This is a genomic window from Streptomyces sp. NPDC090077, assembly GCF_044747545.1.
In the GTDB taxonomy this organism is placed as follows: Bacteria; Actinomycetota; Actinomycetes; order Streptomycetales; family Streptomycetaceae; genus Streptomyces.
In genome coordinates this window covers 112,138-136,859 of sequence record NZ_JBIVEG010000015.1, presented here as the reverse complement: position 1 = coordinate 136,859, position 24,722 = coordinate 112,138, and the positions used below count along the sequence as shown (strand labels likewise).

At 72.6% G+C, this 24,722-nt stretch carries 25 protein-coding genes; 11 read left to right on the top strand and 14 right to left on the bottom strand.

Annotated features, from left to right (window positions below; all coding sequences use genetic code 11):
- Positions 1–23: 23 nt before the first annotated feature.
- Positions 24–884, bottom strand: coding sequence for a VOC family protein (locus ACIPW5_RS24235; protein ID WP_401248531.1), 861 nt, complete (start codon positions 882–884; stop codon positions 24–26).
- Between the two features lie 364 nt (positions 885–1,248).
- Here ACIPW5_RS24235 and ACIPW5_RS24230 point away from each other — a divergent pair, with 364 nt between their 5' ends.
- A complete protein-coding gene (locus tag ACIPW5_RS24230) occupies positions 1,249–1,896 on the top strand; it encodes a TetR family transcriptional regulator (RefSeq protein WP_388943060.1) in 648 nt (215 codons plus the stop codon).
- A gap of 172 nt (positions 1,897–2,068) precedes the next feature.
- Here ACIPW5_RS24230 and ACIPW5_RS24225 read toward each other — a convergent pair whose 3' ends face one another.
- Together ACIPW5_RS24225 and ACIPW5_RS24220 are read right to left on the bottom strand one after the other, a co-directional pair.
- Positions 2,069–2,560 (bottom strand): nitroreductase family deazaflavin-dependent oxidoreductase, encoded by a 492-nt coding sequence (locus ACIPW5_RS24225; RefSeq protein ID WP_401248528.1) that lies wholly within the window; start codon positions 2,558–2,560, stop codon positions 2,069–2,071.
- Positions 2,560–3,789 (bottom strand): acyl-CoA dehydrogenase family protein, encoded by a 1,230-nt coding sequence (locus tag ACIPW5_RS24220; RefSeq protein WP_401248525.1) that lies wholly within the window; start codon positions 3,787–3,789, stop codon positions 2,560–2,562. The genes ACIPW5_RS24225 and ACIPW5_RS24220 overlap by 1 nt, the downstream gene beginning before the upstream one ends.
- A 188-nt stretch (positions 3,790–3,977) precedes the next feature.
- Between ACIPW5_RS24220 and ACIPW5_RS24215 the strand changes: the two genes are divergently transcribed.
- On the top strand, positions 3,978–5,180 hold the full coding sequence (locus ACIPW5_RS24215) for a thiolase C-terminal domain-containing protein (protein WP_401248522.1): 1,203 nt from the start codon (positions 3,978–3,980) through the stop codon (positions 5,178–5,180).
- Positions 5,181–5,887: 707 nt separating this feature from the next.
- On the opposite strand, the gene ACIPW5_RS24210 is transcribed toward ACIPW5_RS24215, so the two are convergent.
- Both ACIPW5_RS24210 and ACIPW5_RS24205 read right to left on the bottom strand, forming a co-directional pair.
- On the bottom strand, positions 5,888–6,625 hold the full coding sequence (locus tag ACIPW5_RS24210; protein WP_401248519.1) for a VOC family protein: 738 nt from the start codon (positions 6,623–6,625) through the stop codon (positions 5,888–5,890).
- A gap of 10 nt (positions 6,626–6,635) precedes the next feature.
- The gene (locus ACIPW5_RS24205) at positions 6,636–7,178 is read right to left on the bottom strand and encodes a GNAT family N-acetyltransferase (protein ID WP_401248516.1); all 543 of its coding nucleotides are present in this window, start codon (positions 7,176–7,178) and stop codon (positions 6,636–6,638) included.
- Positions 7,179–7,257: 79 nt separating this feature from the next.
- Between ACIPW5_RS24205 and ACIPW5_RS24200 the strand changes: the two genes are divergently transcribed.
- From ACIPW5_RS24200 to ACIPW5_RS24160, 9 genes are all read left to right on the top strand, one after another.
- A complete protein-coding gene (locus ACIPW5_RS24200; protein ID WP_401248513.1) occupies positions 7,258–7,791 on the top strand; it encodes an NUDIX hydrolase in 534 nt (177 codons plus the stop codon).
- A 794-nt stretch (positions 7,792–8,585) separates the two neighbouring features.
- The gene (locus tag ACIPW5_RS24195) at positions 8,586–8,849 is read left to right on the top strand and encodes a hypothetical protein (RefSeq protein ID WP_401248510.1); all 264 of its coding nucleotides are present in this window, start codon (positions 8,586–8,588) and stop codon (positions 8,847–8,849) included.
- Positions 8,842–9,774 (top strand): ABC transporter ATP-binding protein, encoded by a 933-nt coding sequence (locus ACIPW5_RS24190; protein WP_401248507.1) that lies wholly within the window; start codon positions 8,842–8,844, stop codon positions 9,772–9,774. Before ACIPW5_RS24195 ends, ACIPW5_RS24190 begins: the two co-directional genes overlap by 8 nt.
- On the top strand, positions 9,771–10,643 hold the full coding sequence (locus ACIPW5_RS24185; RefSeq protein WP_401248504.1) for a hypothetical protein: 873 nt from the start codon (positions 9,771–9,773) through the stop codon (positions 10,641–10,643). The genes ACIPW5_RS24190 and ACIPW5_RS24185 overlap by 4 nt, the downstream gene beginning before the upstream one ends.
- A 26-nt stretch (positions 10,644–10,669) precedes the next feature.
- Positions 10,670–11,257, top strand: a complete 588-nt coding sequence (locus tag ACIPW5_RS24180; protein WP_401248502.1) for a pyridoxamine 5'-phosphate oxidase family protein — start codon at positions 10,670–10,672, stop codon at positions 11,255–11,257.
- Positions 11,258–11,506: 249 nt separating this feature from the next.
- Entirely contained in the window at positions 11,507–14,452 is a 2,946-nt protein-coding gene (locus tag ACIPW5_RS24175; RefSeq protein WP_401248499.1) for an alpha/beta fold hydrolase, read from the top strand.
- Positions 14,453–14,573: 121 nt separating this feature from the next.
- The gene (locus ACIPW5_RS24170) at positions 14,574–14,765 is read left to right on the top strand and encodes a hypothetical protein (protein ID WP_007265721.1); all 192 of its coding nucleotides are present in this window, start codon (positions 14,574–14,576) and stop codon (positions 14,763–14,765) included.
- A 123-nt stretch (positions 14,766–14,888) separates the two neighbouring features.
- A complete protein-coding gene (locus ACIPW5_RS24165; protein WP_401248496.1) occupies positions 14,889–15,653 on the top strand; it encodes a proline hydroxylase in 765 nt (254 codons plus the stop codon).
- Positions 15,654–15,753: 100 nt separating this feature from the next.
- On the top strand, positions 15,754–16,593 hold the full coding sequence (locus tag ACIPW5_RS24160; protein WP_401248493.1) for a PhzF family phenazine biosynthesis protein: 840 nt from the start codon (positions 15,754–15,756) through the stop codon (positions 16,591–16,593).
- A gap of 218 nt (positions 16,594–16,811) precedes the next feature.
- On the opposite strand, the gene ACIPW5_RS24155 is transcribed toward ACIPW5_RS24160, so the two are convergent.
- The 9 genes from ACIPW5_RS24155 to ACIPW5_RS24115 form a co-directional block, all read right to left on the bottom strand.
- Positions 16,812–17,282, bottom strand: coding sequence for a RidA family protein (locus tag ACIPW5_RS24155; RefSeq protein ID WP_401248491.1), 471 nt, complete (start codon positions 17,280–17,282; stop codon positions 16,812–16,814).
- Between the two features lie 112 nt (positions 17,283–17,394).
- Entirely contained in the window at positions 17,395–17,985 is a 591-nt protein-coding gene (locus ACIPW5_RS24150; protein ID WP_401248488.1) for a hypothetical protein, read from the bottom strand.
- Positions 17,986–18,011: 26 nt separating this feature from the next.
- A complete protein-coding gene (locus ACIPW5_RS24145; protein ID WP_401248485.1) occupies positions 18,012–18,272 on the bottom strand; it encodes a hypothetical protein in 261 nt (86 codons plus the stop codon).
- Positions 18,273–18,289: 17 nt separating this feature from the next.
- Positions 18,290–20,824, bottom strand: coding sequence for a class III lanthionine synthetase LanKC (gene lanKC, locus ACIPW5_RS24140; protein WP_401248482.1), 2,535 nt, complete (start codon positions 20,822–20,824; stop codon positions 18,290–18,292).
- A 54-nt stretch (positions 20,825–20,878) separates the two neighbouring features.
- Complete coding sequence (gene mpaP / locus ACIPW5_RS24135) at positions 20,879–22,558, bottom strand: daptide biosynthesis intramembrane metalloprotease (RefSeq protein ID WP_401248479.1); 1,680 nt, start codon at positions 22,556–22,558, stop codon at positions 20,879–20,881.
- Positions 22,559–22,565: 7 nt separating this feature from the next.
- Positions 22,566–23,315, bottom strand: a complete 750-nt coding sequence (locus ACIPW5_RS24130; RefSeq protein WP_401248476.1) for an ABC transporter permease — start codon at positions 23,313–23,315, stop codon at positions 22,566–22,568.
- Positions 23,308–24,060 carry an ABC transporter ATP-binding protein gene (locus ACIPW5_RS24125; RefSeq protein ID WP_401248473.1) on the bottom strand — a complete coding sequence of 251 codons (753 nt, stop codon included), beginning with the start codon at positions 24,058–24,060 and terminating at the stop codon, positions 23,308–23,310. The genes ACIPW5_RS24130 and ACIPW5_RS24125 overlap by 8 nt, the downstream gene beginning before the upstream one ends.
- On the bottom strand, positions 24,057–24,251 hold the full coding sequence (locus ACIPW5_RS24120; RefSeq protein WP_401248470.1) for a hypothetical protein: 195 nt from the start codon (positions 24,249–24,251) through the stop codon (positions 24,057–24,059). The genes ACIPW5_RS24125 and ACIPW5_RS24120 overlap by 4 nt, the downstream gene beginning before the upstream one ends.
- Positions 24,252–24,410: 159 nt before the next feature.
- Positions 24,411–24,566: a daptide-type RiPP gene (locus ACIPW5_RS24115; protein WP_401248467.1), complete on the bottom strand. Its 156-nt coding sequence runs from the start codon at positions 24,564–24,566 to the stop codon at positions 24,411–24,413.
- Positions 24,567–24,722 lie beyond the last annotated feature (156 nt).

The following is a 24,722-nucleotide window of genomic DNA, read 5'->3' as shown; positions in this document are numbered from 1 at the left end:
GCCCGCGCCTGGTCCGGCCCCGGCTACGGGTGTGCGTTGGGCCGCTCCTGCGACGGCTGCTCGGCCGGCGGCTCGGACAGCAGCGCGAACACCGCCCCCTGATTGTCCGCGACGACGGCGATCCGCCCGTACGGCGTGTCGAACGGATCGGCCGTGACGCGCCCGCCGAGCCGCTGCACGGTGGCCACGGCGCGGTCGCAGTCGGGGACGGCGAAGTAGACGAGGAAGTGCGCCGGCATGATCTCCGGGAACGCGTCGGTGATCAGGCTCCGCCCCAGAACGGCCGTGTCGGGACCGGGGAAGCTGCCGGGCGGGGACCAGACGCGGTACTCGACGCCGGAACCGGAGTCGTCCTGGTCCTGGGGGACGTAGCCGAAGACGTTGGCGTAGAAGACGTCGACGGCGTCGCGGGCCCGCGTGTAGACCTCCGCCCAGCAGTACGTGTCCGGCTCGTCCTGGGCCTCGAACCCGTGGTGGGTGCCGGGCTGCCACAGGCCGAAGACGGCCCCGCCGGGGTCGGCGGCCATCGCGGCGGTGCCGTACGGGCCCACGGGCTGCGGGTCCATCACCATCTGGCCGCCCGCGGCGCGGATGCGGGCCGCGCAGGCGTAGGCGTCGGAGGTGTACAGGTACACGCCCCAGACGGTGGGCATGCGGCCGTCGGGCTTGGGGGCGAGGGCGGCGACGTTGCGGCCCCGGCTGTAGGCCTGGGTGTAGCCGCCGTACGCGCCGCCGGCGGGGTCGGCGAAGGTCCACCCGAAGAGTTCGCCGTAGAAGCGCTTGCCCGCCTCGACGTCGGGGAGGGAGGCGTCGACCCAGCAGGGCGAGCCTTCCGCGAAGGAGGCTGCGGATGCGGCTGCGGATGCTGCTGCGGCTGCGGCCATGGGGCGGTTCCTTCCGTCGTGCGGGTGGTGCGGGTGGGGCGGGGTGGGGCGGGTGGTGCGGTGGCGCGTGGTCGCGCCCGTGGTGCGGGTGGACGCCGACCCTTGGGTAGGTTGGGGGGCTTGTCCGGACAGCGGGCGTTTCATGCCCATGCACCATGGTCCGCCCGAAAACTTGTCCACAGCCTGTTGATAAGACTATTCGGGGGATACGGCCCGGTACGTACCGGGGCGCCCCGAGCGGGAGGGCGGCCGGAATCCGCCCCCGAGCCGCGGCCGGAGGGCCTCCCTGGCAGGTCGGCGGCCGCGTAACCCCATTTGCAGGCGGCCGAATAGCGCGCCGATCCCCCCTCGGTAAGCTGACGGCATGACAGGACAAGTACGCACCGTCGACGGGCGTGTCGCCGGCCGGCGCGGCCAGGCGACGCGGCAGAAGCTGCTCGACTGCCTCAGCGAGATGCTCAGCTCCTCGCCGTACCGCGACGTCAAGGTGATCGACGTCGCGCGCAAGGCCGGTACCTCCCCCGCGACCTTCTACCAGTACTTCCCGGACGTCGAGGGTGCCGTCCTGGAGATCGCCGAGCACATGGCCACGGAGGGCGCGCAGTTGACGGCGCTCGTCGAGGGCCGGAACTGGGTCGGCAAGGCCGGCTGGGCCGCCGCCGAGGAACTCGTCGAAGGATTCCTGGAGTTCTGGCGCCGCAACGACGCGATCCTGCGGGTCGTCGACCTCGGCGCCGCCGAGGGCGACAAGCGGTTCTACAAGATCCGCATGAAGATCCTGAACTCCGTCACCAACTCCCTTACGGAGTCGATGAAGGAGCTCCAGGCCAAGGGCAAGGTCGACAAGGACCTCAGCCCGGCCGCGATGGCGGGCTCACTCGTCGCGATGCTGGCCGCGGTCGCCTCGCACCAGAAGGGCTTCCAGACCTGGGGCGTCAAGCAGGCCGAACTCAAGCCGAACCTGGCCCTGCTCGTGCACCTGGGCATCACCGGCAAGAAGCCGACCAGGTGACGGCGGACCCCCTGGAGGGTCCGCCCGGAGTGTCGTTCCCGCACTCGTGACGATCAGGTCCGCGGTCCGTGCCGCGGTGAGCGCCGCGCGAGTGCCGCGGTGAGTGTCGTGGCCGACGTCTCGGTCAGTGTCGTGGCCGACGCCGCGGTGAGTGTCGCGGCCGACGTCTCGGTCAGCGCCGCTCCAGGCGGAACAGCCTGATCTCGCGCTCGATGCGCGCCTGGTACGTCGCGTACGGCGGCCAGAACCTCAGTACCGCCTGCCACGCCGCCGCCCGCTCGGCCCCCTCCAGCAGCCGGGCCCGTACCGCGATGTCCTGCCCCTGCCAGCTCACGTCCGCGTCCGGATGCCTGAGCAGGTTCCCGGTCCAGGCCGGGTGGCCGGGGCGGCCGAAGTTGGAGCCGATCAGCAGCCAGCTCACGCCTCCGTCCTCCGGCATGCACGCGAGCGGCGTGGTGCGCGGCTCACCCGTCTTCGCCCCCTTGGCGGTGAGGATCACGCCCGGCAGCATCCGGGCGCTGAGCAGCACCTTTCCCCGGGTCAGGCGGTGCACGGCCTTGTCCAGGGCGGGGATGAAGTGCGGGGCGATCCTGGCGAAGAGGAGGGTCGAGGAGACCTTCTGCATCAGCCTGACGCCGAGGGCGGTGGACGTGGTGGAAGCCATCAGACGGCCGCCCTCTCCGGGGTCGCGGACGGGTCGAAGAGTCCTGCGTGGTGCGCGGCGTGCGCGCGCAGGCGGTGGACGGGGCCGAAGAGGAGCTCGTCGGCGGCCGCCCGCTTGAAGTAGAGGTGCGCGTCGTGCTCCCAGGTGAAGCCGATGCCGCCGTGCAGCTGGATCGCCTCCCCGGCGGTGGTGCGCAGGGCCTCCAGGGCCTGGGCCAGGGCCAGGCCGCCCTGGTCCGGGTCCCAGGCGGCGTAGTAGGCGGCCGAACGGGCCGCCTGGACCTGTACGTAGAGGTCGGCGAGGCGGTGCTTGACCGCCTGGAAGGAACCGACGGCCCGGCCGAACTGCTCGCGCTGGCGTACGTACTCCACGGTGCGGGCGAGCGCCCGGTCGGCCGCGCCGACCGCCTCGGCGGCCAGGACGGCGGCCGCGCCGCGGCCGGTGGCGGCGAGGGCGGAGAGGGTGGCGTGCGGGTCGGGGCCAGTGCCGGTACCGGTACTGGTGTCGGCGCCGGTGTCGGGGCCCAGTGGTTCCGCGGGTACGTCGCGGAGTTGGACGCGGCCCTGCGGGCGGGTCTCGTCAAGGGTGGTCTGCCGAGCGCGTACGAGGCCGGGCGCGTCCTCCCGCACGAGGAACAGCAGGGTGCGGCTGCGGGCGAAGCCGCCGGTGTGGGCCGCGACGAGGAGCAGGCCGGCGCTGTGCCCGTCGAGCACCTGCGACACCTCCCCGTACAGCCGCCACCCGTCGTCGGCGCGGCGCGCCTGGACCCCGCCGGCGCGGCCCCCGCCCGCCCAGTCGCCGGGGGCGTTGTCGCCGGTCAGGGCGAGTGCGGCGGCCAGTGCGGGGCCCGGTACGGCGAGGGCGGCGGTCAGGTCACCCGCGGCGAGCGGCGGCAGCAGCGCGGAACGCTGCCCGGCGGTGCCGAGGGCGGCGATCAGCGGGGCGGCGAGGACGGCGGTGGCGAGGAGGGGGGAGGGCAGCAGGGCGCGCCCGGTCTCCTCGCAGGCCAGGGCCAGATCGCCGGGGGCGCAGCCGACGCCGCCGTACTCCTCGGCGACGGCGATGCCCGGCAGGCCGAGCTGCCGGGAGAGCTGCTGCCACAGCTCGCGGTCGTGTCCCGCATCGGTCCGGACGGCGGCTTTGACCTCGTCCGGCCCGCAGCGCTTGCCCAGGATCTCGCGCAGGGTGCGGCGCATCTCGTCCTGCTCCGCGGTGAAGGCGGCATCCATCGTCGGGCTCCTCCCCGTTTCTGACGGGGCGTCATGTTAGGGCGGCGGGGGTGAGATGCACAGGGGGCGGGGGCGGGCCTTTGCGCGGGGACCCCACCCGGAGGCCGGAGGCCGGGGCCCGGAGGCCGGGGCTCGGCGGGCCCGCGGCGGTCTGGCGTCTGACGGTGCGTCAGCTGTACGGTCCCTCCATGCCTGGAGCCCTCTCTGCGCCCGTTCCCGCCTCCTCCGTGCCCCGCCGCCGGGTCGCGGTGGTCGGCGTCGCCCTCTCGGACTGCGGCCGGGTCGACGGCCCGACCCCCTACGCCCTGCACGCCCAGGCCGCCCGCCGGGCACTGGCCGACTCGGGCCTGGACCGCTCCGTCATCGACGGCTTCGCCTCGGCGGGGCTCGGCGTACTCGCCCCGGTGGAGGTGGCCGAGTACCTCGGACTGCGGCCCGCGTGGGTCGACTCCACCTCCGTCGGCGGCTCCACGTGGGAGGTCATGGCCGCCCACGCCGCCGACGCCATCGCCGCCGGCCACGCCAACGCCGTCCTGCTCGTGTACGGGTCCACCGCCCGCGCCGACATCAAGGCCCGGCGGCGCACGTCGAACCTGTCGTTCGGGGCGCGGGGGCCGCTCCAGTTCGAAGTCCCGTACGGGCACACGCTCGTGTCGAAGTACGCGATGGCCGCGCGGCGGCACATGCACGAGTACGGCACCACGCTGGAGCAGCTCGCCTCGGTGGCCGTCCAGGCGCGGGCCAACGCCGCCACCAACCCGGACGCGATGTTCCGGGACCCCATCACGGTGGAGGACGTCCTGTCCTCGGACCCCATCGCCGAGCCGTTCACCAAGCTGCACTGCTGCATCCGCTCGGACGGCGGCTGCGCGGTGCTGCTGGCCGCCGAGGACTACGTACCGGACACGGCGAAGTCCCCGGTCTGGGTGCTGGGCACGGGCACGTCCGTGTCCCATACGACGATGTCGGAGTGGGAGGACTTCACCGTCTCCCCCGCGGCCGCCTCGGGCCGCCGGGCCTTCGCCGCCGCGGGCCTCACCCCGGCGGACGTGGACCTCGCGGAGATCTACGACGCCTTCACGTACATGACCCTGGTGACGCTGGAGGACCTCGGGTTCTGCGCCAAGGGCGAGGGCGGGGCCTTCGTGGAGAAGGGCCGCCTGCTGCGCGGGGGCGAACTCCCGGTCAACACCGACGGCGGCGGCCTCTCCGCCTGCCACCCGGGCATGCGGGGCCTCTTCCTCCTGGTCGAAGCCGTCCGCCAACTCCGCGGCGAAGCCGGCCCCGGCCAGGTCACGAAGCCGGACGGCCACCTCCCCGAAGTGGCCCTGGCCTCGGGCACGGGGGGCTGGTTCTGCTCAGCGGGAACGGTGCTGCTGGGGCGGGGGTAGGGGGCGGGGGCGTTCGCCGCTCGCGGCGCGGGCCCGCTATCTCCCCCTCGACCCCCGCCGGCCGGTCGGCGCCTGCCCACCCGCCTCCCTGGGTGCGGGCCGGGGGCCGGGTGGGCGGTGCACCCCCGGACGGTCTCAGGGAGGGTTGGGGGTTTCCCGTCAGTCCCATCGTCCTTCCGGTTCGTGCCGGCCTGTCAAGGGCGCTCCTTCGTCGCGTCACTTCGTGATGGCCTTCGGCCACCCTTGACAGCCCGACCCGCCCCGGAAAGCCGAAAGACTGCCGGGAAACCCCCAAAGAAACGGCACGGTCCAGAGGAGGAGGGGCGGGTCCGTCAGCGATGAGCGAGGGGCCGGGCCCCGGCCCGCCGGGCATCCGAGCCCCAGATCCATGATTCCGGGCCAGGGGCGCGACTACCTGCACGAAAAGTCGCTCAGAGCACGCTACGGAGCACCCAAGCGCGACAGATCGCTACGCGCTCCTCATCTCTCAGCGTCCGGCGACCGTCTTGGGCTGATACCCGCAGCCCAGGACGAACAGAGCGGCCCAGGGATCCCACCGACGCATCAGATCGCTACGCGCTCCGCTCGCCTCGGCGGCCGCCGGCCGTCTGGGGCCGCTCTGGGCATCGGCGGCGAGGACGAAGCCGTCGCCGAGGAGTCCGGCCCGGCAACGACGGCGCGGCCGTGTCGGTGGGCCGAGGTGGGGGTCAGCGGGGGCTGAGGAGGCAGAACTCGTTGCCCTCCGGGTCGGACAGGATCGTCCAGTGGATCGCGGAGCGGTCGAAGTCGGGGTCCGTGGCGCCCAGGGTGCGGAGGCGGGCTGCTTCCGCGGCCGGGTCGTCGCCGCGGTAGGGGGCGACGTCGAGGTGGACGCGGTTCCAGCCCGTCTTGGTGTCGGGGCTGCGGATGAACTCCAGGTAGGGGCCGACGCCCTTGGCCGAGCGCATGGTCGCGTGGTCGTCGGCGACCTCGTGCAGCGTCCAGTCCGTCGCCCCGCCCCAGAAGCGGGCCATCTCCCGGGGGTCGGTGCAGTCGACCACCACCGCGGCGACCGGGCCGGTGTCCCGGTAGACCGGGCGGGGTTCCAGGACGCAGAACTCGTTGCCCTCCGGGTCGGCCATGACCGTCCAGGGGACGTCGCCCTGGCCCACGTCGGCGAGGGTGGCGCCGAGGTGCAGGAGGCGCTCGACCAGCTCGGCCTGGTGGGCGGTGGAGGTGGTGGCCAGGTCGAGGTGGACCCGGTTCTTCCCCGTCTTGGGTTCCGGTCGGGCGATGAGGTCGATGCAGACGGCCGACGGGTCGGGGTAGCTGAAGCCGACGGGTTCGAGGTTGGTGACGCCGGGGCCCTCGCTGTCGATGCCCCAGCCGAGGGCTTCCGCCCAGAACCGGCCGAGGGCGGCGTCGTCGTGGGCCTTCATGTTGATCTGTACGAGTCTCGTGGACATGGTGGCGATCCTAGGAGCGGTGGGTCTTGGTCCAGTCCTCGGCGAGGAGGCCGAGGATCACCTCGTCCAGGAACTCGCCCAGTACCCAGGCGGAGGAGCGCAGGACGCCCTCGCGGACGAAGCCGTTGTTCTCGGCGGCGCGCAGCATCGCGGTGTTGTCGGCCAGCGTCTCGATCTGCATGCGGTGGAAGCCGCGTACGACGAAGCCGTAGTGGCACAGGGCCGCGACGACGTCCGTGCCGTAGCCCTTGCCGCGGGCGGACGGCAGGAGGCCCAGGCCGATGTGCGCCGAGCGGCTGTGGGTGTCGATGCCCCAGAAGGTGGCGGCGCCGACGAGGGTGCCGGCCTCCAGTTCCACCACAGAGAACTGGACGCTGGTCTCCTTGGTGTCGTCCACGACGAGACGCGGGTCCTTCGAGCCGGGCGTGATCGGCTTCCAGGGGGCGGCTTCGGAGCGGGATCCGTTGACGACGTCGTCGTAGAGCTCGGTCCGCAGGATGGGGACGTCTTCCTCATGCCGGGCCCTGAGCCCGACCTTGCCGCCTGTAAGCATGCGTGCTTCCTATCGGGCCGGGCTGACCTGCGGCAAACGAATAAGCGATGCTGAGGGTTGATCGAGAGGGGTTGTCGCCATGCAGTGGAAGATCCACGGGGAACGTCCGATCTACGAGAACCCGTGGCTGAACCTGTGGTTCGCGGACGTGGAGACGCCCGACGGGAGCCGCTTCGAGCACCACGTGGTCAAGCTGCGGAACCTGGCGGTGGCGGCCGTGGTCAACGAGCGGCGCGAGGTGCTGATGATGTGGCGCCACCGGTTCATCACCGACACCTGGGCCTGGGAACTGCCGATGGGGCTCGTGGAGGCGGACGAGACGCCGGGCGAGGCGGCCGCCCGGGAGGTGCTGGAGGAGACGGGCTGGCGGCCGGGTCCGGTCAGGCAGCTGGTCTACGCCGAGCCGGCGGCCGGCATCACGGACTCGCAGCACCACCTGTTCCGCGCGGACGGCGCCACGTACGTGGGGCCGCCGACCGAGAAGAACGAGTCCGACCGCATCGAGTGGATCCCCCTGACGGAGATCCGGGGCATGATCGACCGCCGCGAGATCGTCAGCAGCGGTTCCCTCGTGCCTCTGCTCTACGTGCTCATGGACGAGGGGATCCGCTGACCGTCCTGGTCAACCTCCGGTGCCGGTTCTGAGGTTGCTTTGTCGTGGCGGGCATCCGGGATCCGGGCCTGTGGCCGCCGCTGATATGACGCGACTTCCCGGTGCGCCGCTGCCCTGGGCCAGGAGATCTGACCGGGCTTTCGAACCGCTGCCGCGGCATAGGGGTTGGATTGCGTCACACGGAGGCCATTTCTCGCCACCAGCCCAGAACGAGGGATCAACTCGAGGGTCGCGATGAACCGTTTCCGATTTTAATCGAACGAGGGCTGAATTGGTTCGACCTGCACCTTGTTTCAGGGAGAAATTATCGGCCGGAGAATGGACGATCTGCAGTCCCAGTCCAGACGTTCACGCTGGTCAAGGCCCTACCTACAGGTATCGGGCAGGTTTCGGTTCGGCGTGGATTGTTTTGCGACGCGCTGGCCGATACCATCGTCAGCGCCACCTGAGGCAACTTGACCTGTAGGCGGCATTTTTGATTGGTGCCAGGACTCTTGCAGCAAAGGAATTCCTGGGCGTGTCGCCCATGACTTTGTTCACTGCGCTCACCAATTGATCAGACGCAGAGCTGCGGGATACGTTCCTTGAGCACGCCCCGGCCAGACCAACCGGGTCGGCATTCGGGGAGAGCGGCGACCGCCGAGATACCGGCGGCGCGCCCGCGGCCAACGCGACCACGTCGACGCCCGTCCGGACCGTCGCAGTGGTTCAGACGGCTGACGTCCCGCAGTCGCCGGGTTCCGTTTCCTCGTCCGCTGCCGCTGACAGCGCGCCCTCCCAGGAAAGGTGAACACGTGGCTCTGACCCGCGAGACAGTCGTACGCAACCTATGGGCGTCGCCGGCGCTGTTTGTCACCGCTGCCTTCATCGCCTTCGTAGTGGTGCGTTCCGACACGGCGGTTCGAGTCGGCTGGATGCTCTACTTCGCGGGCTGGCTGCCACCGCTCGTGGCGGTGGCCGTATGCGCGGTCCGCCGGGAACGCCCGGGCGTCGGGGGCGCCTTCGCACTGCTCGTGCTCGCCGGCTTCGGCCTCCTGTTCTGGCTCAACCATGCCTGACCGGGCCCCCACCTCAGCGCGCACCGGCACGCCGGACGCTGTGCATGCCGAGGGGCTGACCTGGCAGTACAAAGGCAAGCGGATCGTCGATGATGTCCACCTGCACGTCCCGGCAGGGGTGGTGACCGGCTTCCTCGGCGCGAACGGCGCAGGAAAGACCACCACGCTGCGCCTGATGCTCGGGCTGACGGCGGGCCGGGGAACCACAACGTACTTCGGACGCCCCCTGGCCGAGTGGCGGGACCCGGCCAAGGTCGTCGGCGTGGTGATGGGCGGCGTCGCTGGACACCCCCAGCACACCCTCACGGCACACCTGCGCATGGTCGCGGCCGGCGCCGGTATACCCGACGGTCGCGTACCTGAAGTCATCGAGCGGGTGGGTCTCACCGCCACAGCGGGTAAGCGTCTCGAAACGCTCTCCCTGGGCATGGCGCAGCGAGCCGGCATCGCCCAGGCGCTCTTGGCCGATCCGGCCGCGCTCTTCCTTGACGAACCCGCCAACGGACTCGACCCCCACTCGATCCGCTGGCTGCGCGACACTCTCCGACAGCTTGCGAGCGAAGGCAAAGCTGTACTCGTCTCCAGTCACCTGCTCGCCGAGATGCAGCACCTCGCCGACCGTGTCATCGTCCTCGCCCGGGGACGCGTCGTGGCAGAGACGTCCATCGAGGACCTGGCACGCCGAGGGGCGCATGTGAACGTCCAGAGCCCACTCGTCGGCGAACTCGCTGCGCCCGTAAGGGAGCTGGACGGTACCTTCCAGCTCCTCGGCGACGGCAGAGCCACCATCCGGGGCGTCACCCGGTTCCAGGTCGGCGACCTGGCCGCCCAACGGGGCATCCCCCTCCACTGGCTCGACGAACAGGCTCCCTCCCTGGAGGACTACTACCTGTCCGTGGCCGAAGAGGAGTTCCGGATCTCATGAAGCCGTCATCACCCGCACTGGATTCGCGACTGATCCCGGTCACGCGGGCCATCGCACTACAGCGCGCCGTGCGCTACGAGTGGCGCCACCTCGCCGGTCTGCGCTCCACCTGGGTTCTCCTCGCAGCCATCGCGGCACTGAGCCTGGTCGCCGGTCTGACCGCACCCGTCGGCCTGGCAGAAGGCACGCCTCCGTCGTCCTGGTCGATGGTGACCGCGTTCCAGATGGACGCCATCTCGATGCAGCTGCCCCTCAGCGCTCTTCTCCTCATGCCCTTGGCAACCGGCCCGGTCTCCACCGAACTCTCGCGGGGAACCGCCCGCACGACCTGGCTCACCCTGGCCGGCCGCCGCACTGCGTTCGCAGCCAAACTCATGGTCGGCGGCGGGATCGGGGCCCTGAGCGCACTGGGCGGTGCCGTCCTCGTCGCCCTCTCCGCAACTGCCGCCCTGGCACTGAGCGGCAGAGCACAGCCTGCATGGGCTCAGACCCTTTCCGGGCTGTTCGGATACGTCATCTTCATGGCCTGCTGGCCGGTCATCGCAGCCTCGACCGTCGCCCTGATCCGCAACCGCATCGCGGCCGCACTGCTGCTGATCCTGTGGCCGCTGCTCGGCGAACGCATCGCCGGCACCCTGCTACGCCTTGCACCCGGTATGGAAGCCGTCGCGGGCTGGCTTCCCTTCGGCGCCGGCCGCGCCGCCATGGCAGCGGGCTCCCGTACTCTGCCCGAGACGGACCGTGCCCTGGTGGAGGCCTTCGTGGGGAGCGAACTTTCGTCCGGAACGGGAACCGCGGTGTTCATGGGCTTCACCGCCGTGATGGCTGCGCTCGGCGCATGGTCGTACGTGAAGAGGGACGCACGCTAGGGGCCCGCATCGGATAATCCTTGGCCATGGGAAAGACCTACGAGCGCATCGACGGACGTCTGCGCGCCTTCATAGAGCAGCAGCCCGTGTTCTTCACCGCCACCGCCCCGCTCTCCGGCGACGGTACGGTCAACCTCTCCCCCAAGGGGCTCAAGGGGTCCTTCGCCGTGCTCGACGAGCAGCGGATCGCCTACCTCGACTTCGCCGGGAGTACCGCCGAGACCGTCGCGCACCTGCGGGAGAACGGCCGGATCACGGTGATGTGGTGCGCCTTCCAGGGGCCGCCCAACATCGTCCGGGTGCACGGGCGCGGGGAGCCGGTGTTCCGGGACGACCCGCGTTTCAAGGAGCTGCTCGCGCACTTCCCCGACATCGATCCCGCCCTGCACGGCCTGCGCGCGATCATCGTCGTGACGGCCGAGCTCGTCCGGGACTCCTGCGGGTACGGGGTGCCGTTCATGTCGTACGACGAGGACCGCGACCTGCACGGCCGTCGTTTCGCGCGGGAGGACGACGCCTCGCTGAGCGCGTACTTCGCGAAGAAGGAACACATCGCGCAGAGCATCGACGGGCTGCCCGGCCTGCCCCTTCCGCTGCCGCCCGGCGACTTCTGACGACCGCCCCCACGCGCCCCAGCCGTGCCGTGCGCCCCCTTCCGGGGCGCTCGCGCCGCCCCGCTTCGCGCTCGGCGCGCCCCCGCGCGCGACCGGCGCGCCTGTTGCGCGCCGGGTCTGAGGGTGTCTGGTTATGGATCCTGCGGTCGCCTCGCATGCATCATTGACGCGGGTAGTTCTTCATCTAAGTTCTCAGCTGCGACCGAAATCCTTCTGCTTCAACCCACATTCTGGCTGCGGAGGTTCGCGATGGCGGTACGGACACGTGTCCACCTCGTGCTGGTGCACGGTCTGTTCTCCTCCGCCAAAGTGTGGACGGCCTTCCACACCCTGCTCACCACCGACCCCGAGCTGTACGACTGGGTCACCGTCCACCGCTTCGAGTACGACTCCCCCTTCGTGCGGCTGCGGCCCGACCGCCGGGTGGCCGAGACCGATGACGTCGCCGACCAGCTCGGGACCTTCCTGGAGACCGAACTCGCCGACGCCGAGCGGATCGTGCTGGTCACCCACAGCCAGGGCGGGCTCGTGGTGCAGCGGTTCCTCGCGCGGAAGCTGTGGAACGGAGAGGGGCGGGAGCTGGCGCGGATCAAGCACTTCACCATGTTCGCCTGCCCCAACACCGGGTCCGGGTTCTTCCTCACCGTCCGCAGCTGGCTCAAGATCTGGAGCAACCCGCAGGAGAAGCAGCTGCGGCCCTTCGACCGGGCCGTGACGGAGGCCCAGCGCACCGTCCTGAGCGCCGTCGTGCACGGGCGGGAGTACGGCGACCAGGAGTGCCCCATACCGGTGCGCGCGTACGGGGGTTCCGGCGACGAGATCGTGCCGCCCGTCGTCGCGCGCGGAGTGTTCCCCAAGGGCGGGGTGGTCACCGCCGACCACTTCTCCATCGTGCAGCCCGCCGACCGCGCCGCCGCCCCGTACAAGGCGGTCCGCGCCGCGCTGCTGGAGGCGGCGCACGGGCCGGCGGACGGGGTCGCGGACGGGTCCGGGCTGATCGCGCCGCGCTCCCGCGCCGATGTGGCCGGGCGGCCCTCGCTGCCGCCGCCCGCCGCCGGGGAGCTGGACCTGGCCCCGTTCCCGCCGCCGCCGTACGGGACGCTGGAGGACGGCAAGCTCAAGGGGCAGGAGCGGCTGAGCCTGGTCGCGTCGCTGCTGTCGGAGCAGGCCCGCCAGCAGGTGCACGTGCTGTCGGGGCTGGGCGGGTCGGGCAAGAGCCGGCTGGCGCTGGAGGTCGCCGACCGGGCGCACCGGGCCGGGCGCCGGGTGTGGTGGGTGTCGCTGCCGGAGCTGAGCGTGCGCATGCGGATGGTCGCCCGGGACCTGGGGGCGCCGTCGATAACGGTGGAGCGGGCCTGGCTGCTGGGGACGGCCATGGACCTGGTGTGGACGCTGCTCAACGCGTGCCCGGACCCCTGGCTGCTGATCTTCGACAACGCGGACGACCCCGAGCGGCTCGGCCCCCGCGACGGCCAGGTCGCGGACGGCACCGGCTGGCTGCGCCGCCCGCAGAACGCGAACGGCACGGTGCTGGTCACCAGCCGGGTGCGCCGCCAGCAGACCTGGGGCGAGAACAGCGCCGTGCACCACGTGGTGCCGCTCGGCGAGGACGACGGGGCCTCGATGCTGCTGGAGCGGACGGGCGGCCTGGGCGGTACGAACGAGCAGGCGCGCGGGCTGTCGCAGCAGCTGGGCGGGCTGCCGCTGGCCCTGCGGCACGCCGCCGACGTGATCAAGGCGGTCAACGAGAGCCAGATCTCCCTGGACAGCGACGTCCGGGACTTCGAGTCCTTCGGCCGGGCGGTGGCCGCGCGGGTCGACGCCGCCCCGGGTCAGGCGGGCCCGGACCTGAGCGAGCTGCTGGGCCGGGAGATAGTCGAGAAGGTCTGCGGGATCGCGATGGACCTGCTGAGCAGGCAGGAGCGGGCGCAGGCAGCGTCCCTGCTGAAGGTGTTCGCCTGCCTGAGCATCGCCCCGGTGCCCTACCGGTGCCTGCTCGCCGATCCGCCGTTGTCGCAGTCCCCGCTGTTCCCCGGGATCACCCCGGCGCGGACGTACGCGGCGCTCGCGGGCCTGGAGGAGTTCGGGCTGGTGGACTTCTCCGAGCGCGAGGGCGTCGCCGAGCGGGACCTGGCCCACGTGCTGTCGCTGCACCCGGTGGTGCACGGGGTGCTGCGCGAGGACCGGGAGGTGCGGGACCGGCCCGCGGACTACTACGGGCTGGCGGTGCGGATGGTGATCCGGGCGACCCTCCACGTCAATCCGGACCATCCGGCGAACTGGCCGCTGTGGGCGGCGCTGGCCCCGCACGCGCTGGAGGTGTCCCGGGCCTGCCTGCTCGGGGACCTGAAGCTGTCGGACCGCACGGTGCGCACGGAGGCGCTGGAGCTGGCGCGGCTGACGGCCCGCTACCTGATAGCGCGGGGGCTGCTGGGGCCGGCGTACGACCTGGTGGTGCCGATGGTGGAGCGGTGCTCCTCCTTCGGCTTCGACATCGACGACCGGGAGATCCTGGGGCTGCGGCACGAGCAGGGCCGCATCCACCTGGACCGGGAGCAGCTGCCGCAGGCCGAGGAGGTGCTGGCGCGGGTGGTGCTGGCGCGGACCCGGATCCTGGGGGAGAACCACGCCGACACGCTGGCCAGCCGGCACAAGCTGGCCCGTGCGATCAACGAGCAGGAGGGGCGGGAGGCGGAGGCGGAGGAGATGCTGCGCTCCATCGTGGAGGCGGAGAACGAGGTGCGCGGCCGGGAGCACTACGACACGCTGGTGGTGCGGCACACGCTGGCCCGGACGATGCGGACGCTGGGCCGGCACGCGGAGGCGGAGGCGGAGGCCTGGCAGATCCTGGACATCAGCCGGCGCAACCACTGGCCGCCGTCCACGCCGGAGATCCTGCGGGTGCGGGAGACGCTGACGCACGCGCTGCTGGACCAGGGGCGGGCGACGGAGGCGGAGCAGGTGATCCGGGAGGCGCTGCGGGACGCGGCCCAGCCGCCGGATTCCAACATGGTCATGCGGTTCCGCTACACGTTCGTGCTGGTGCTCCTGGGGATCGTGGGGCGTACACCCGAAGCAGTGAACGAGTTGAAGGCGCTGGTGCGCGACCTCACCCGGGTGGTCGCTCCGGAGCATCCGCTGTTGGTGCAGGCCAGGGCTCTCCTGCAGAAACTTCTGCGGGAGCTGCCGGGCTGAAACCCCCCTCTTTTCATATGAGTTGAGCGGAACTCCGACGTCTGGCGCAGGGTTGCGCGTAGCCTGACGTTGCCTCACCCTGTGTGACGCGTCCCACACCGAAATGCGCGGAGGTCCGCCGATGACTGCTGTCCCCACCGATACGAACGACGACCAGTCCCTCAGATGGGGTGCTCCGGGGAGCGACCTGGAGCAGATGCAGGCGGAGGTCGGCCGGCGGATCGCGATGGAAGCGCTGGAGGCCGGACGGCAGGCACTGGAACTCGACGCGAAGACGGCGTTCCGCGCGACCAGCGGAACGCATCCCGGATAGGCGCCATTGTTTTCTGTTGTCTTTCCGACGCCGGGGGGCGATCGAATGACGTCAGGGCAATCCTCAGGGCGAACCACTCAGAGTGCGTTACCGGTACCACCGCACGATCCGTTCTTCCGCGCCGTGACCGCGCCGGCGTTCACCCACGAGCTGCTCGCCGGGCTGGCCGCCGGGCGGTACGCGGCGGTCCGGGTGCCTTCCTTCCTCCCGCGCGAGCGGTGTGACGAGGTGCTCGGTGCGCTGCGGCAGCAGGTGTTCGACTCGTACGGGAAGGCCCGCGTCGATCCGCCGGTGATGCGGTTCGGGGTGGGCGTCAGCGACCACATGGCGGACGGAGGGGTCGCCGACACCTACTGGAAGGCGCTCCAGGGGCACCACGAGTCCTGGCAGGGCCTGGGCCTGTCGTTCGATCCGTTCCGCACCTGCCGGGAGGCGCTCGCCGTGGCCTGGCCGGGCGGGGTGGCGGTGGGCCGCCGGGGCGGCGTGGAGATGGGCGACGGGGTGGCCCGGGAGCCGAACCAGGGGTTCCAGGTCCATTTCGACGACGCGCTGCGCGAGTACGACGGGGACCTGCTGGACGAGCCGCTGATCGGGCAGTTCGCGTTCAACCTGTACCTCAGCGTGCCGCCCGAGGGCGGTGAGACGGTGCTGTGGAGGCACCGCTGGCAGCCCGAGGACGAGGTGCACCGGCTGGCGGCCCGGTACGGGTACGCCGAGACGGTGGTGGCGGGCGCCGAGTCGATCGAGCTCGCTCCGGAGGTCGGCGAGGCGCTGCTGATCGATCCGCGGTTCTTCCACGCGGTCCGGCCCAGTCACGGGGACCGCAGGATCGCGCTGGGGTTCGCGGTGGGGCTCGGTACGTCCGGGCGGCTGCTCACCTGGGCCTGACGGCCCCGGCCGGAGCTCTGCGGGCCCGTTCCGGAAGCGCCAATTCCCGGGCGTGGGACGGATTTTGACGTTCCGCGGACGGGCCCGCTACGTTCGGGCGATGGACCTCTTGCGCTACGTGGCATTCAGCACCGACCCTCTGGGCGGGAACCCGGCGGGTGTGGTGCTGGACGCCACCGGCATCGACGAGGCGACGATGGCCGCGGTCGCGGCGGACGTCGGCTACTCGGAAACGGCCTTCGCCGTACCCCGCCAGGACGGGGCTCTGGACATCCGCTACTTCAGCCCGCAGAACGAGGTGCCCTTCTGCGGGCACGCCACCATCGCGACCGCCGTGGCGTACGCCCAGCGGCACGGCGTCGGGGACCTGCTGCTGCACACCAAGGCGGGCCTCGTCCCGGTGACGACCTCCGACGGCCCGGACGGCGCCGTCGTCGCGACGCTGGTGAGCGTGGAGCCGCGTACGGAGCCCATCGCGGACGCCGACCTGGCGGAGCTGCTGGCGGCGCTGCGCTGGTCGGCGTCCGACCTCGATCCGGCGCTGCCGCCGCGGGCGGCGTACGCGGGGGCCTGGCACCCGGTGATCGCGGCGGCGAGCCGGGAGCGGCTCGCCGACCTGGACTACGACATGCCCGCGCTCGGCGCCCTGATGGCGCGCTGCGGCTGGACCACGATCACCCTGGTGCAGCGCGAGTCGGCGGACGTCTTCCACGCCCGCAACCCCTTCCCGCCCGGCGGGGTGGTGGAGGACCCGGCGACCGGTGCGGCCGCCGCGGCGTTCGGCGGGTACCTGCGCAGCCTCGGCCTGGTCGAGCTGCCGGCCGAGCTCACCGTCCACCAGGGCGTCGACATGGGCCGCCCGAGCCTGATCACGGTGGGCGTCCCGGCGGACCCGTCGGCCGGCATCGAGGTCACGGGCACGGCGGTCCCGATCGCCTGACCCTGCCCGGGCCCGGCCGTGCTCGGCCCGGGCCCTGCTCCGGCGGGCCCTCGCCCCGGCCGGGCCGTGACCGGACGCCGGGCGGGCCCGCGTCCGGAGCGCCCCGGCGGCAGGCCGGGCCGGGGCGGCGACCGGGGCGGGCCGGGATGGCGGCACCGCGCGGGCGCCGGTGGTCCCGGGGCGCGGCCCGGCGGGAGCCCCGGAACACCGGCCGGGGCTCAGGGCCCGGGGGTGACCTCCAGGACGATCTCGATCTCCACCGGGGCGTCCAGCGGGAGGATGTCCATCCCGACGGCGCTGCGCGCGTGGCGGCCGGCCTCGCCGAAGACCTCCACCAGCAGCTCGCTCGCCCCGTCGACCACCCCCGCCTGACGGGTGAAGCCGGGCGCGGAGGACACGTACCCGACGACCTTCACCACCCGCACCACGGACTCCAGCGGGGCCACCGAGTCGGCGGCGGCCAGCGCCGCCAGCGCGCACTGGCGGCTCAGCTCCCGAGCGCGCTCCGGCGGCACCTCGGCGCCGACCTTGCCGGTCAGGGTCAGCTCGCCGTCCGTCAGCGGGATCTGACCGGCGACGAAGACGTGGATGCCGCTGCGGACGGCGGGTACGTAGGCCCCCTTGGGGGCGCTCACCTCCGGCAGCCGTAATCCGAGCTCGGCTAGCCTTTCGCGGACGTCGACGCTCATGGCACCCCCTGGTGACCTCGACCTGGCCTCTACGGCTCACCCCATCGTCCCACCGCACGCGGCCTCTTGGGGCGGGCTCCGGCCTTGTGGCCCCGGCCGGGGCGGCGTTCTGCTACCAGTCCAGCCGGTCCAGCGGGCGGCCGTCGGGGCCGATGCGCAGGTCGTGGTGGCCGTGGTCGAGGTCGATGATGCGGACGTGGTCCGCGTCGGTCCAGCGGGCCCCCAGTACGCCCTTGGTGAAGGCGGACTCCGGGTCGCTCCGGTACTCGGCGACCGGCCACCGGCGGGCCGTCGGGAAGGTGCCCGCGTCGACGTAGATCCGCCAGACCGGGTCGGTCAGCGCCGAGGTCTGCTCCACGACCAGCCGGCGGGGGGCACCGTCCGGCGCGGGGACGTCCCACTCCTCCATCGGCATCGGATCGGTGACCACCCCGTACGCCGGGACCGCGAGCACCCCGAGGACCACCGAGAGGGCCAGCCCCGCCCCCGCCGCCCTGCGCACGTCCGGCCGCCGGGAACGCAGCAGGGCGGCCCCCGCGAGCGCGAGGACCGCCAGCACCGCCAGCAGGACGGGGTGGTTCAGTTCGGCCAGCAGGGCCGGACCACCGGGGTGTTCGTACAGCGGGGCGGCGACCGCGGTGGCTGCGGCGGCCCCGGCGGAGGCGACCAGCCCCCACCCGACGGCGGCTCTGAGCGTGTCCATGACCCCGCACCCTAGCCGCGGGAGGTTCAGGCGGGCCGGTTGGCCCAGCTCCAGCCGCGCAGGCTCGGGTCGGCGAGGCCCTCGGCGACGACGGCGTGCGCCGCCTCCTCGGTGGTTCCGGCCGGCGGGGTCAGCCGCAGGGACACCGTCCCGCCGGGGAACTCGGGCGCGTAGCCCCAGTCCGCCGGCAGTAACGAGATCAGCCGCACGGCCGCCAGTTCGGGCGCCGCGCCCTCGGGGCCGCGGCCGTCCGGGGCGACGAGGAAGTGGTACGTGGTGGTGCGCATCGGGGTCTCCTGACGGGTCATCGGGGGCCCGGCGCGAGGAACGGCAGACCGGGGCCAGCATCGCCCAGCGCGGCCTCGACCGCGAGGAGGACACCGGCCGAACCCGTCGCGAGGTCGGCGGACAGGCGCAGGGTGTGGTCGCCGAAGAAGGCCAGGTGGCCGTCGCAGCGGACCGCGTGCCAGCCGAGGGCGTCCAGGTGGCGCCGCACCGCCCGCTCGGTGGCGGCGGAGCCGTCGTGCAGGTGACGCAGGGCCAGCAGGGCGCCGGCCCGGCCGTGGAAGAGACCGGCGTTGAGCATGAAGGACGGGCCGGCCTGCTCGCGCAGCGCGTCCCGCGCCCGGACGAACTCCGGCTCGGGCAGCAGCCGCGCCGCCTCGTGCACGACCATGGCGAGGCCCGCGCCGCCGAAGGCGAGGAACGGGACCTTCCAGGCGGCGTCCTCCGAGCCGGACGGGTCGCTGTCCTCGGACCAGCCCGCCTCCGCGAGGTCGTGGCGCAGCAGCTCGCCCGCCACGTGCAGGTACTTGGGCTCGCCGGTGGCTTCGTGGAGCCGCAGCATCAGCAGCGCCCCGCCGGCCGCGCCGCGCAGCAGTCCGGGCCGGGGGCGGCCGACGGATCCGCCGGGGGCCTGGTCGGCGATGAGGGCGGCGATCCGGGCGGCCTCGTCGGCGTCGCCGAAGTGGAGGTGGGTCAGGCCGATGCCGGCGAGCCCCCCGAAGAGGCCGTGGTCGACGTCCTCCAGCGGGGCCCGGCGGACCCGGTCCAGTACGGCGGCGGCCTCGTCGGTGCGGCCGAGCCGGTCCAGGGCGTAGGCGACGCCGCTCAGGCCGTCGTAGAAGCCGGGGCCCATGTCCGCGGCGCGGGCGGTGGCGTCCGTCAGCCAGGACACGTGCTCGTCGGCGGGGGCGTGCCCCAGCTCGGCGAGGGTCCACAGGACGCCGGCCGCGCCGTAGGCGAAGGTGGCGCCGCCGCCGGGTACCGAGAACTGTTCGACGTCGCCGGGGAAGAGCCGGTCCTCGCGCTGCGGGGTGGCGCTGGCCAGCAGGTCCTCGGCGAGGGTGGTGCGCAGCGCGGGCCAGCCGGCGGCGGTGGGCGCGGTCCACAGGGGGCCGGGGACGGGGTCGGGGAGCCGGCCGGGGTGCGGTTCGGGGCCGAGGTCGGCCAGGACCTGCGCGGCGAACCCGTCGGGGACCGGGAAGTGTTCGGTGACCAGGCCGATGAGCTGGTCCACCTTGGCCGGGGACCAGGTGGCCATGACGGTCAGCGGCAGGAACACGCCGATCCGGATGCAGCCGAGGGCGTACCGGTCGACGGCGGTGCCCTTGTAGCCGGCGGGGGCGCGGAAGCCGGGGGCCCCGATGGCCTGTGCGGACTCGTCCTCGGCGGGGCTGGCGGTCTCCAGGTCGATGAAGGAGATCGTGTCGTCGGGCCGGATCAGGATGTTGTTGGGGTGCAGGTCGCCGAAGACGACGCCCTTGGCGTGCATGGCCTCGACGCCCCGCTCGACCTGGTCGACGATGTCCAGCGCCCAGGCGGTGTAGGCGGCGTGCGCGCCTTCGGTGCGGTCGCCGCTGACGAGCGGGTTGCGGCTGAGGAGTTCGCGGGCGAGCGGCTTACCGTCGACGTACGCGCGGGCCAGGAACCAGTGCTCGTTGCCCTTGCGGTAGTCCACGATCGGGGGGATGCAGTCCAGGCCGGCGAGCTGGTCGAGGGCCCAGTGCTCCCGCTGGAGGCGGGCCACGGCGTCGGCGCCCTCCTCGTCGAGGCCGGCGAGCGGGCGGGCCTCCTTCAGCAGGACGGTGCCGCCGTCGCGGGTGTCGGTGGCCTGGTAGACGCCGCCGCCGTTGGAGAAGTGCAGGGCCTTGGTGGCGCGGAACGGGAAGTCCGTGAGGGTGGCCGCGTTGCGGGCGGCGAGGGCCTCGCCGAGGAAGGCGGGCAGCTCCACCCAGGACGGCGGGCGGAAGGACGGGCCGCGCACGTCGGGCACCAGGCGGCCTTCGGGGTCCTCGATGCAGTGCACGAGTTCGCCGGTCTCGGAGCGGCCGAGCCGGGAGACGAAGCCGCCGTAGCGGACGTACAGCGGGCCGGAGCGCCAGCGCAGGTCGCTGAGGATGGTGGGGCCGGTCTCCCCGTCGAGGAGGTCGCCGAGTCCGCGCAGGATCCGCTCCAGCTGGGCCTCGTCGCCGGGGTAGATCGTGAAGAACTTGCCGCTGCTGCCGCGGTCGCCGTACTTGCTGTTGCGCATCTTGAGGATGCCGGCGCTGCGGATGAACTTGAAGGTGACGCGTTCGGCGACGCAGAAGTCCCGGACCAGGGTGAGGACGCGGTCGGCGTTCTCCAGGGTGGCCGACACGTGGATCTTCCAGCCCTGGCCGGGGAGGACCGTGTCGGGCGGGGTCATCAGCAGCCAGTGCGTGTTGTCGTTGCGGGTCCAGCCCTCGGGGAGGGGTCCGGTCACCGCCGGGAAGACGCTGGCGTCGGCGGCGGCGGTGGCCGGTACGTCGTAGAACGGATTGCCGGGCTGGCAGTAGTTCATGTAGCGAAGGTCCATGGTGCTCTCCGTTCGTGACGGGAGGGGCGGAGGGAAGGGGAAGGCGGGGATCGGCTACCGGCGCCAGAGCGGGGCGACGTACTTCACGTACAGCCACTCGCCCAGCGGGAGTTCGCCGAGGTCGATCCGGGCCGCTCCGACGGGGTCGGCGGGGGCCTGGCCGACGGTCAGCGGGAGGCTGACGACGGGCATCCGGATCGGGGTGGCGGCCACCGGGAAGAAGGCCGACATGGGCGCGGTGCTCTCGGTGCGGTCCGTCGCGGCGACGCTCGCGGTGCCGGTCTGCTCGCGGGTCATCAGTCCGGCCCGGTAGAAGCGGACGGCGGAGTCCGGGCGGACGGCGGACAGGTCGGCGGTGTTCGGCAGGACCAGCTCGACGCGGCCGCCGTCGTGGGCGACGTATCCGGCGGCGATGGTGTGCGGCGCCTTGACGAGGACCAGTGCGGCTGCGGCGGCTCCGGTGAGGAGCACGGCCGCGGCGATGGTGCGCCACAGCGGGGCGCCGGCGGTGCGGCCCTCGGAGGCGAGCTTGGTGAAGCCGAGGCCGAGGCGGTAGACGAGGTAGCAGATGGCCATCAGGACGGTGCTGGTGCCGACGGCGCCGAGCCGCTGGAGCAGGTCGGACCACAGGGTCAGGGCGCCCGCGATGACGTAGAGGGGGAAGGCCATGCAGGCCAGTCCGAAGGCGACGGCCCAGCGGCGGCCGTCCAGTTCGCGGGCGTAGCCGCGGCCGCCGAAGAGGATCCGGGCGAGGAAGCGGCGGGCGTCGGTCATGGCCCGGTCGCGCAGGTGCGGGATGTCGAGGTGGCTCATCAGGGCGATGTAGCCGTCGAGCTTCACGAAGGGCAGCAGGTTGACGATGCCGCTGACGTAGGTGGCGACGGCGAAGACGAGGACGGCGTCGCGCAGGTCCGAGGGTGCCAGGAACAGGGCGGTCAGGGCGGCGGCCCCGGCGATCACGGTCTGGGTGGCGATGCCGGCGAGGGCGACGCGGACGCGCTGTTCCTTGCGGGAGAGCCGCCAGCCGTCGGAGACGTCGCAGAAGAACGCGGGCGACATGTAGAAGAGCATGAAGCCCATCCGGCTGGGCCGGCCGCCGTAGTACGTGAGGACCGCGCCGTGGCCGACCTCGTGGACGGCGGTGGTGGCGAGGACGCCGATCATCACGCCGAAGTAGGCGTAGAAGGGGAGCGGCCGGCCGAGCGCCGCGTCGACCTGGGGGGACAGCAGCGCGAGGGCGAGGATCCCGCCGAGGACGAACAGGGCGGCGACGGCGGCCGAGGCGCGTCCGGCGAGGAGGCGGATCACGGGGGCGAGGCGGGCCAGGAGCCGCTCGGGGTGCAGCACCGTGAACTGGAGGGTCATCGGCGGCACGAAGCGGAACCAGGTGCTTCGGCGTTCGGCGGGCTTGCCGTCGTCGAGGACCTTGGAGTCGGCGAGCTTCTCGACGGCGGTGCCGACGTGCTGCGCGGTCCACGGCGGGCCGAGGACCTCGGCGAGGCCGGTGTGGTCGAGGGAGCCGTCCATCGCCCGGACCAGGCGGGCCAGGTCGGGCTGGAGGCGGAAGTGCTGGTGGTTGCCGCGCTGGAGGACCCAGGGGGCGCCGCTCTCGATGGGCTCGTGGATCTCCACGTTCGCGGCGATGCGGGGGCGTTCCAGGAGCGCGGGGTCGAGGTCGTCCGCGGCGGCGGCCGGCTTGGGGGCCGCCTTCCGGATGAGGGTCTTGGTGGACATGTCCGGATCACCCCTGGATGACGTCGCGGGAGAGCAGCAGGCGGCGGGCGGCGGTCCCGGCGGCGGCGAGCCAGCCGGCGAGGACCAGGAGCGCGAGCGGTACGGAGAGCAGCTCGGGCTTGCCGTCGAGGTAGACGGAGCTCATCGCGATGGTGGGCAGGTAGGCGGCGACGTCCGGGACGATCTCCTGGAGGCCCGGCTCGACGAGCAGGGTGAGCGCGATGACGGTGACGACGGTGGCGAGCTGGTTGCGGAGGATCCAGCCGAGGAGCGCGCCCCAGGGGGCGGCGATCACGTTGACGGTGATCACGCCGAGGACGATCCGGGTGGTGTGGCCGGTCCAGTCGCCGTCGTAGCCGAAGTGGCCGGGAAGGGTGAACGCGCACAGCACGGCGAGGGCGGCGGCGAGGAGGCCGTTGACGAGTCCGGCGGCGGTGGCGACGAGGGCCTTGGCGGACAGCAGGCGCATCCGGCCGCCGCTGAGCAGGACCGAGCGGGCGATGGAGCCGGAGTTGTACTCGCGGGTGACGAGGATGCCGCCGAACACGGCGGACATCAGGAAGGTCATCATCCACGCCTGGGCCATGTCGTCGGTGACGGCGGCGGCGGTGCTCTTGCCGAGGGCGATGGCCTCGTCGCCGGTGGAGGCGTACCCGAAGCAGGTGAGGAGGGACATGAAGATCCCTGCGGTGGCGAGGATCAGCCAGGTGCGGCCGGTCCAGGCCTTCATCCACTCGCCGGCGAGGACGTTACGCATGGGTCAGCCTTTCGGTGCGCGCGGCGGTCTCGGCATCTGCGTCCACCAGCGAGAAGAAGCGGTCTTCGAGGCGCTGGGCGCCGTCGGAGGTGAGCTCGGCGAGGGAGCCGGCGAAGCGCAGGGTGCGCTGGATGACGACGATGTCGTCGACGGTCTGCTCGACCTCGGCGAGGAGGTGGCTGGAGACCAGGACGGTGCGGCCTTCGGCGGCCAGGGCGCGCAGGGTGTCGCGCAGCCAGCGGATGCCGTCCGGGTCGAGGCCGTTGGCGGGCTCGTCCAGGATCAGGAGTTCGGGGTCGGCGAGCAGGGCGGTGGCGAGGGCCAGGCGCTGCTTCATGCCGGTGGAGTAGCCCTTGGCGGGGCGGTCGGCGCTGTCGGCGAGGCCGACGCGGTCGAGGACCTCGTCGACGCGGGTCGCGGAGACGCCGAGGGTGCGGGCCCAGATCCGCAGGTCGCGGCGGCCGGAGGCGCCGGGGGTGGGGCCGATGCCGTCCATGCAGACGCCGACGCGGCGGGCTGCGTCGGGGAGTTCGGTGTAGGGGTGGCCGAAGACGGTGGCGGTGCCGGAGGTGGGGCGGGCCAGGCCGAGGAGCATGCGCAGGGTGGTGGACTTGCCGGCGCCGTTGCGGCCGAGCAGTCCGGTCACCCGGCCGGGGCGGACCTCGAAGGTGACGTCCTGCACGGCGGTGAACGGGCCGAACTCCTTGGTGAGGCCCGAGGCGCGGACGACGCCGGCGGCGCTCATCGCTTGCCCGCGGCGACGTTGGCGCCGACCTTGGCGGCGCAGGCGACGAGGCCGATCCCGATGACGGCCATGACGGCGACGAGCGCGGGGCCGGTCAGCTGCGCGTTGGCGACGGCGAGTGCCAGCGCGAGCAGCGCGGCGGTCGTCCCCAGCTGTCCGTTCGTCCCCTTGCGGGGGTTCTCCTTCGGCATGTTGGCTCCCTCTTCCTTCTGCTCTGTGCGTGTGGTGCGTGATGCGGGTGCAGGGGGGCCCGCGGCGGTGGCTCGCGCCACCGCCACGGGACCAAGTCACCCTGGGGGACCGGGGGTCCGGTCCGCTGTGGTGTGGGCAGCCGCCGGGCTGCCGGTGGATCAGGTGGCGAGCGTGGCGCTGGCGACGGCGATGCCGCTGACGACCAGGCCCTGCTTGAAGCCGGACCAGAAGGACGGGGCCTCCATGGCCTCCAGCTCCTGCATGCCGAGCTCGAGGTTCTCGGTGGCGATGTCCTGCTTCACGATGTCCTGCATGGTGTTCTCCCTCGTGGGTGTGGGGTGTTGTGGTGGGTGGAAGGCGTACCGCCGTCTGCGGTACGGGCTTCTCAGGTGGCGATGATGGCCGCGGAGGCGACGTACGAGCCGTAGCCCGCCGCGGAGGCGACGACGACGCCGGCGCTGACGCCGATG

What these genes read in the sequence shown, in the direction of transcription:
- ACIPW5_RS24130 (WP_401248476.1), bottom strand. Translation starts at nt 23,315, where the DNA reads ATGCGTAACGTCCTCGCCGGCGAGTGGATGAAGGCCTGGACCGGCCGC.
- ACIPW5_RS24200 (WP_401248513.1), top strand. Translation starts at nt 7,258, where the DNA reads ATGCAGTGGAAGATCCACGGGGAACGTCCGATCTACGAGAACCCGTGG.
- ACIPW5_RS24235 (WP_401248531.1), bottom strand. Translation starts at nt 884, where the DNA reads ATGGCCGCAGCCGCAGCAGCATCCGCAGCCGCATCCGCAGCCTCCTTC.
- ACIPW5_RS24225 (WP_401248528.1), bottom strand. Translation starts at nt 2,560, where the DNA reads ATGGCTTCCACCACGTCCACCGCCCTCGGCGTCAGGCTGATGCAGAAG.
- ACIPW5_RS24145 (WP_401248485.1), bottom strand. Translation starts at nt 18,272, where the DNA reads ATGCGCACCACCACGTACCACTTCCTCGTCGCCCCGGACGGCCGCGGC.
- lanKC (WP_401248482.1), bottom strand. Translation starts at nt 20,824, where the DNA reads ATGGACCTTCGCTACATGAACTACTGCCAGCCCGGCAATCCGTTCTAC.
- ACIPW5_RS24210 (WP_401248519.1), bottom strand. Translation starts at nt 6,625, where the DNA reads ATGTCCACGAGACTCGTACAGATCAACATGAAGGCCCACGACGACGCC.
- ACIPW5_RS24220 (WP_401248525.1), bottom strand. Translation starts at nt 3,789, where the DNA reads ATGGATGCCGCCTTCACCGCGGAGCAGGACGAGATGCGCCGCACCCTG.
- ACIPW5_RS24120 (WP_401248470.1), bottom strand. Translation starts at nt 24,251, where the DNA reads ATGCCGAAGGAGAACCCCCGCAAGGGGACGAACGGACAGCTGGGGACG.
- ACIPW5_RS24230 (WP_388943060.1), top strand. Translation starts at nt 1,249, where the DNA reads ATGACAGGACAAGTACGCACCGTCGACGGGCGTGTCGCCGGCCGGCGC.
- ACIPW5_RS24115 (WP_401248467.1), bottom strand. Translation starts at nt 24,566, where the DNA reads ATGCAGGACATCGTGAAGCAGGACATCGCCACCGAGAACCTCGAGCTC.
- ACIPW5_RS24215 (WP_401248522.1), top strand. Translation starts at nt 3,978, where the DNA reads ATGCCTGGAGCCCTCTCTGCGCCCGTTCCCGCCTCCTCCGTGCCCCGC.
- ACIPW5_RS24205 (WP_401248516.1), bottom strand. Translation starts at nt 7,178, where the DNA reads ATGCTTACAGGCGGCAAGGTCGGGCTCAGGGCCCGGCATGAGGAAGAC.
- ACIPW5_RS24175 (WP_401248499.1), top strand. Translation starts at nt 11,507, where the DNA reads ATGGCGGTACGGACACGTGTCCACCTCGTGCTGGTGCACGGTCTGTTC.
- ACIPW5_RS24160 (WP_401248493.1), top strand. Translation starts at nt 15,754, where the DNA reads ATGGACCTCTTGCGCTACGTGGCATTCAGCACCGACCCTCTGGGCGGG.
- ACIPW5_RS24155 (WP_401248491.1), bottom strand. Translation starts at nt 17,282, where the DNA reads ATGAGCGTCGACGTCCGCGAAAGGCTAGCCGAGCTCGGATTACGGCTG.
- ACIPW5_RS24180 (WP_401248502.1), top strand. Translation starts at nt 10,670, where the DNA reads ATGGGAAAGACCTACGAGCGCATCGACGGACGTCTGCGCGCCTTCATA.
- ACIPW5_RS24170 (WP_007265721.1), top strand. Translation starts at nt 14,574, where the DNA reads ATGACTGCTGTCCCCACCGATACGAACGACGACCAGTCCCTCAGATGG.
- ACIPW5_RS24185 (WP_401248504.1), top strand. Translation starts at nt 9,771, where the DNA reads ATGAAGCCGTCATCACCCGCACTGGATTCGCGACTGATCCCGGTCACG.
- mpaP (WP_401248479.1), bottom strand. Translation starts at nt 22,558, where the DNA reads ATGTCCACCAAGACCCTCATCCGGAAGGCGGCCCCCAAGCCGGCCGCC.
- ACIPW5_RS24125 (WP_401248473.1), bottom strand. Translation starts at nt 24,060, where the DNA reads ATGAGCGCCGCCGGCGTCGTCCGCGCCTCGGGCCTCACCAAGGAGTTC.
- ACIPW5_RS24150 (WP_401248488.1), bottom strand. Translation starts at nt 17,985, where the DNA reads ATGGACACGCTCAGAGCCGCCGTCGGGTGGGGGCTGGTCGCCTCCGCC.
- ACIPW5_RS24190 (WP_401248507.1), top strand. Translation starts at nt 8,842, where the DNA reads ATGCCTGACCGGGCCCCCACCTCAGCGCGCACCGGCACGCCGGACGCT.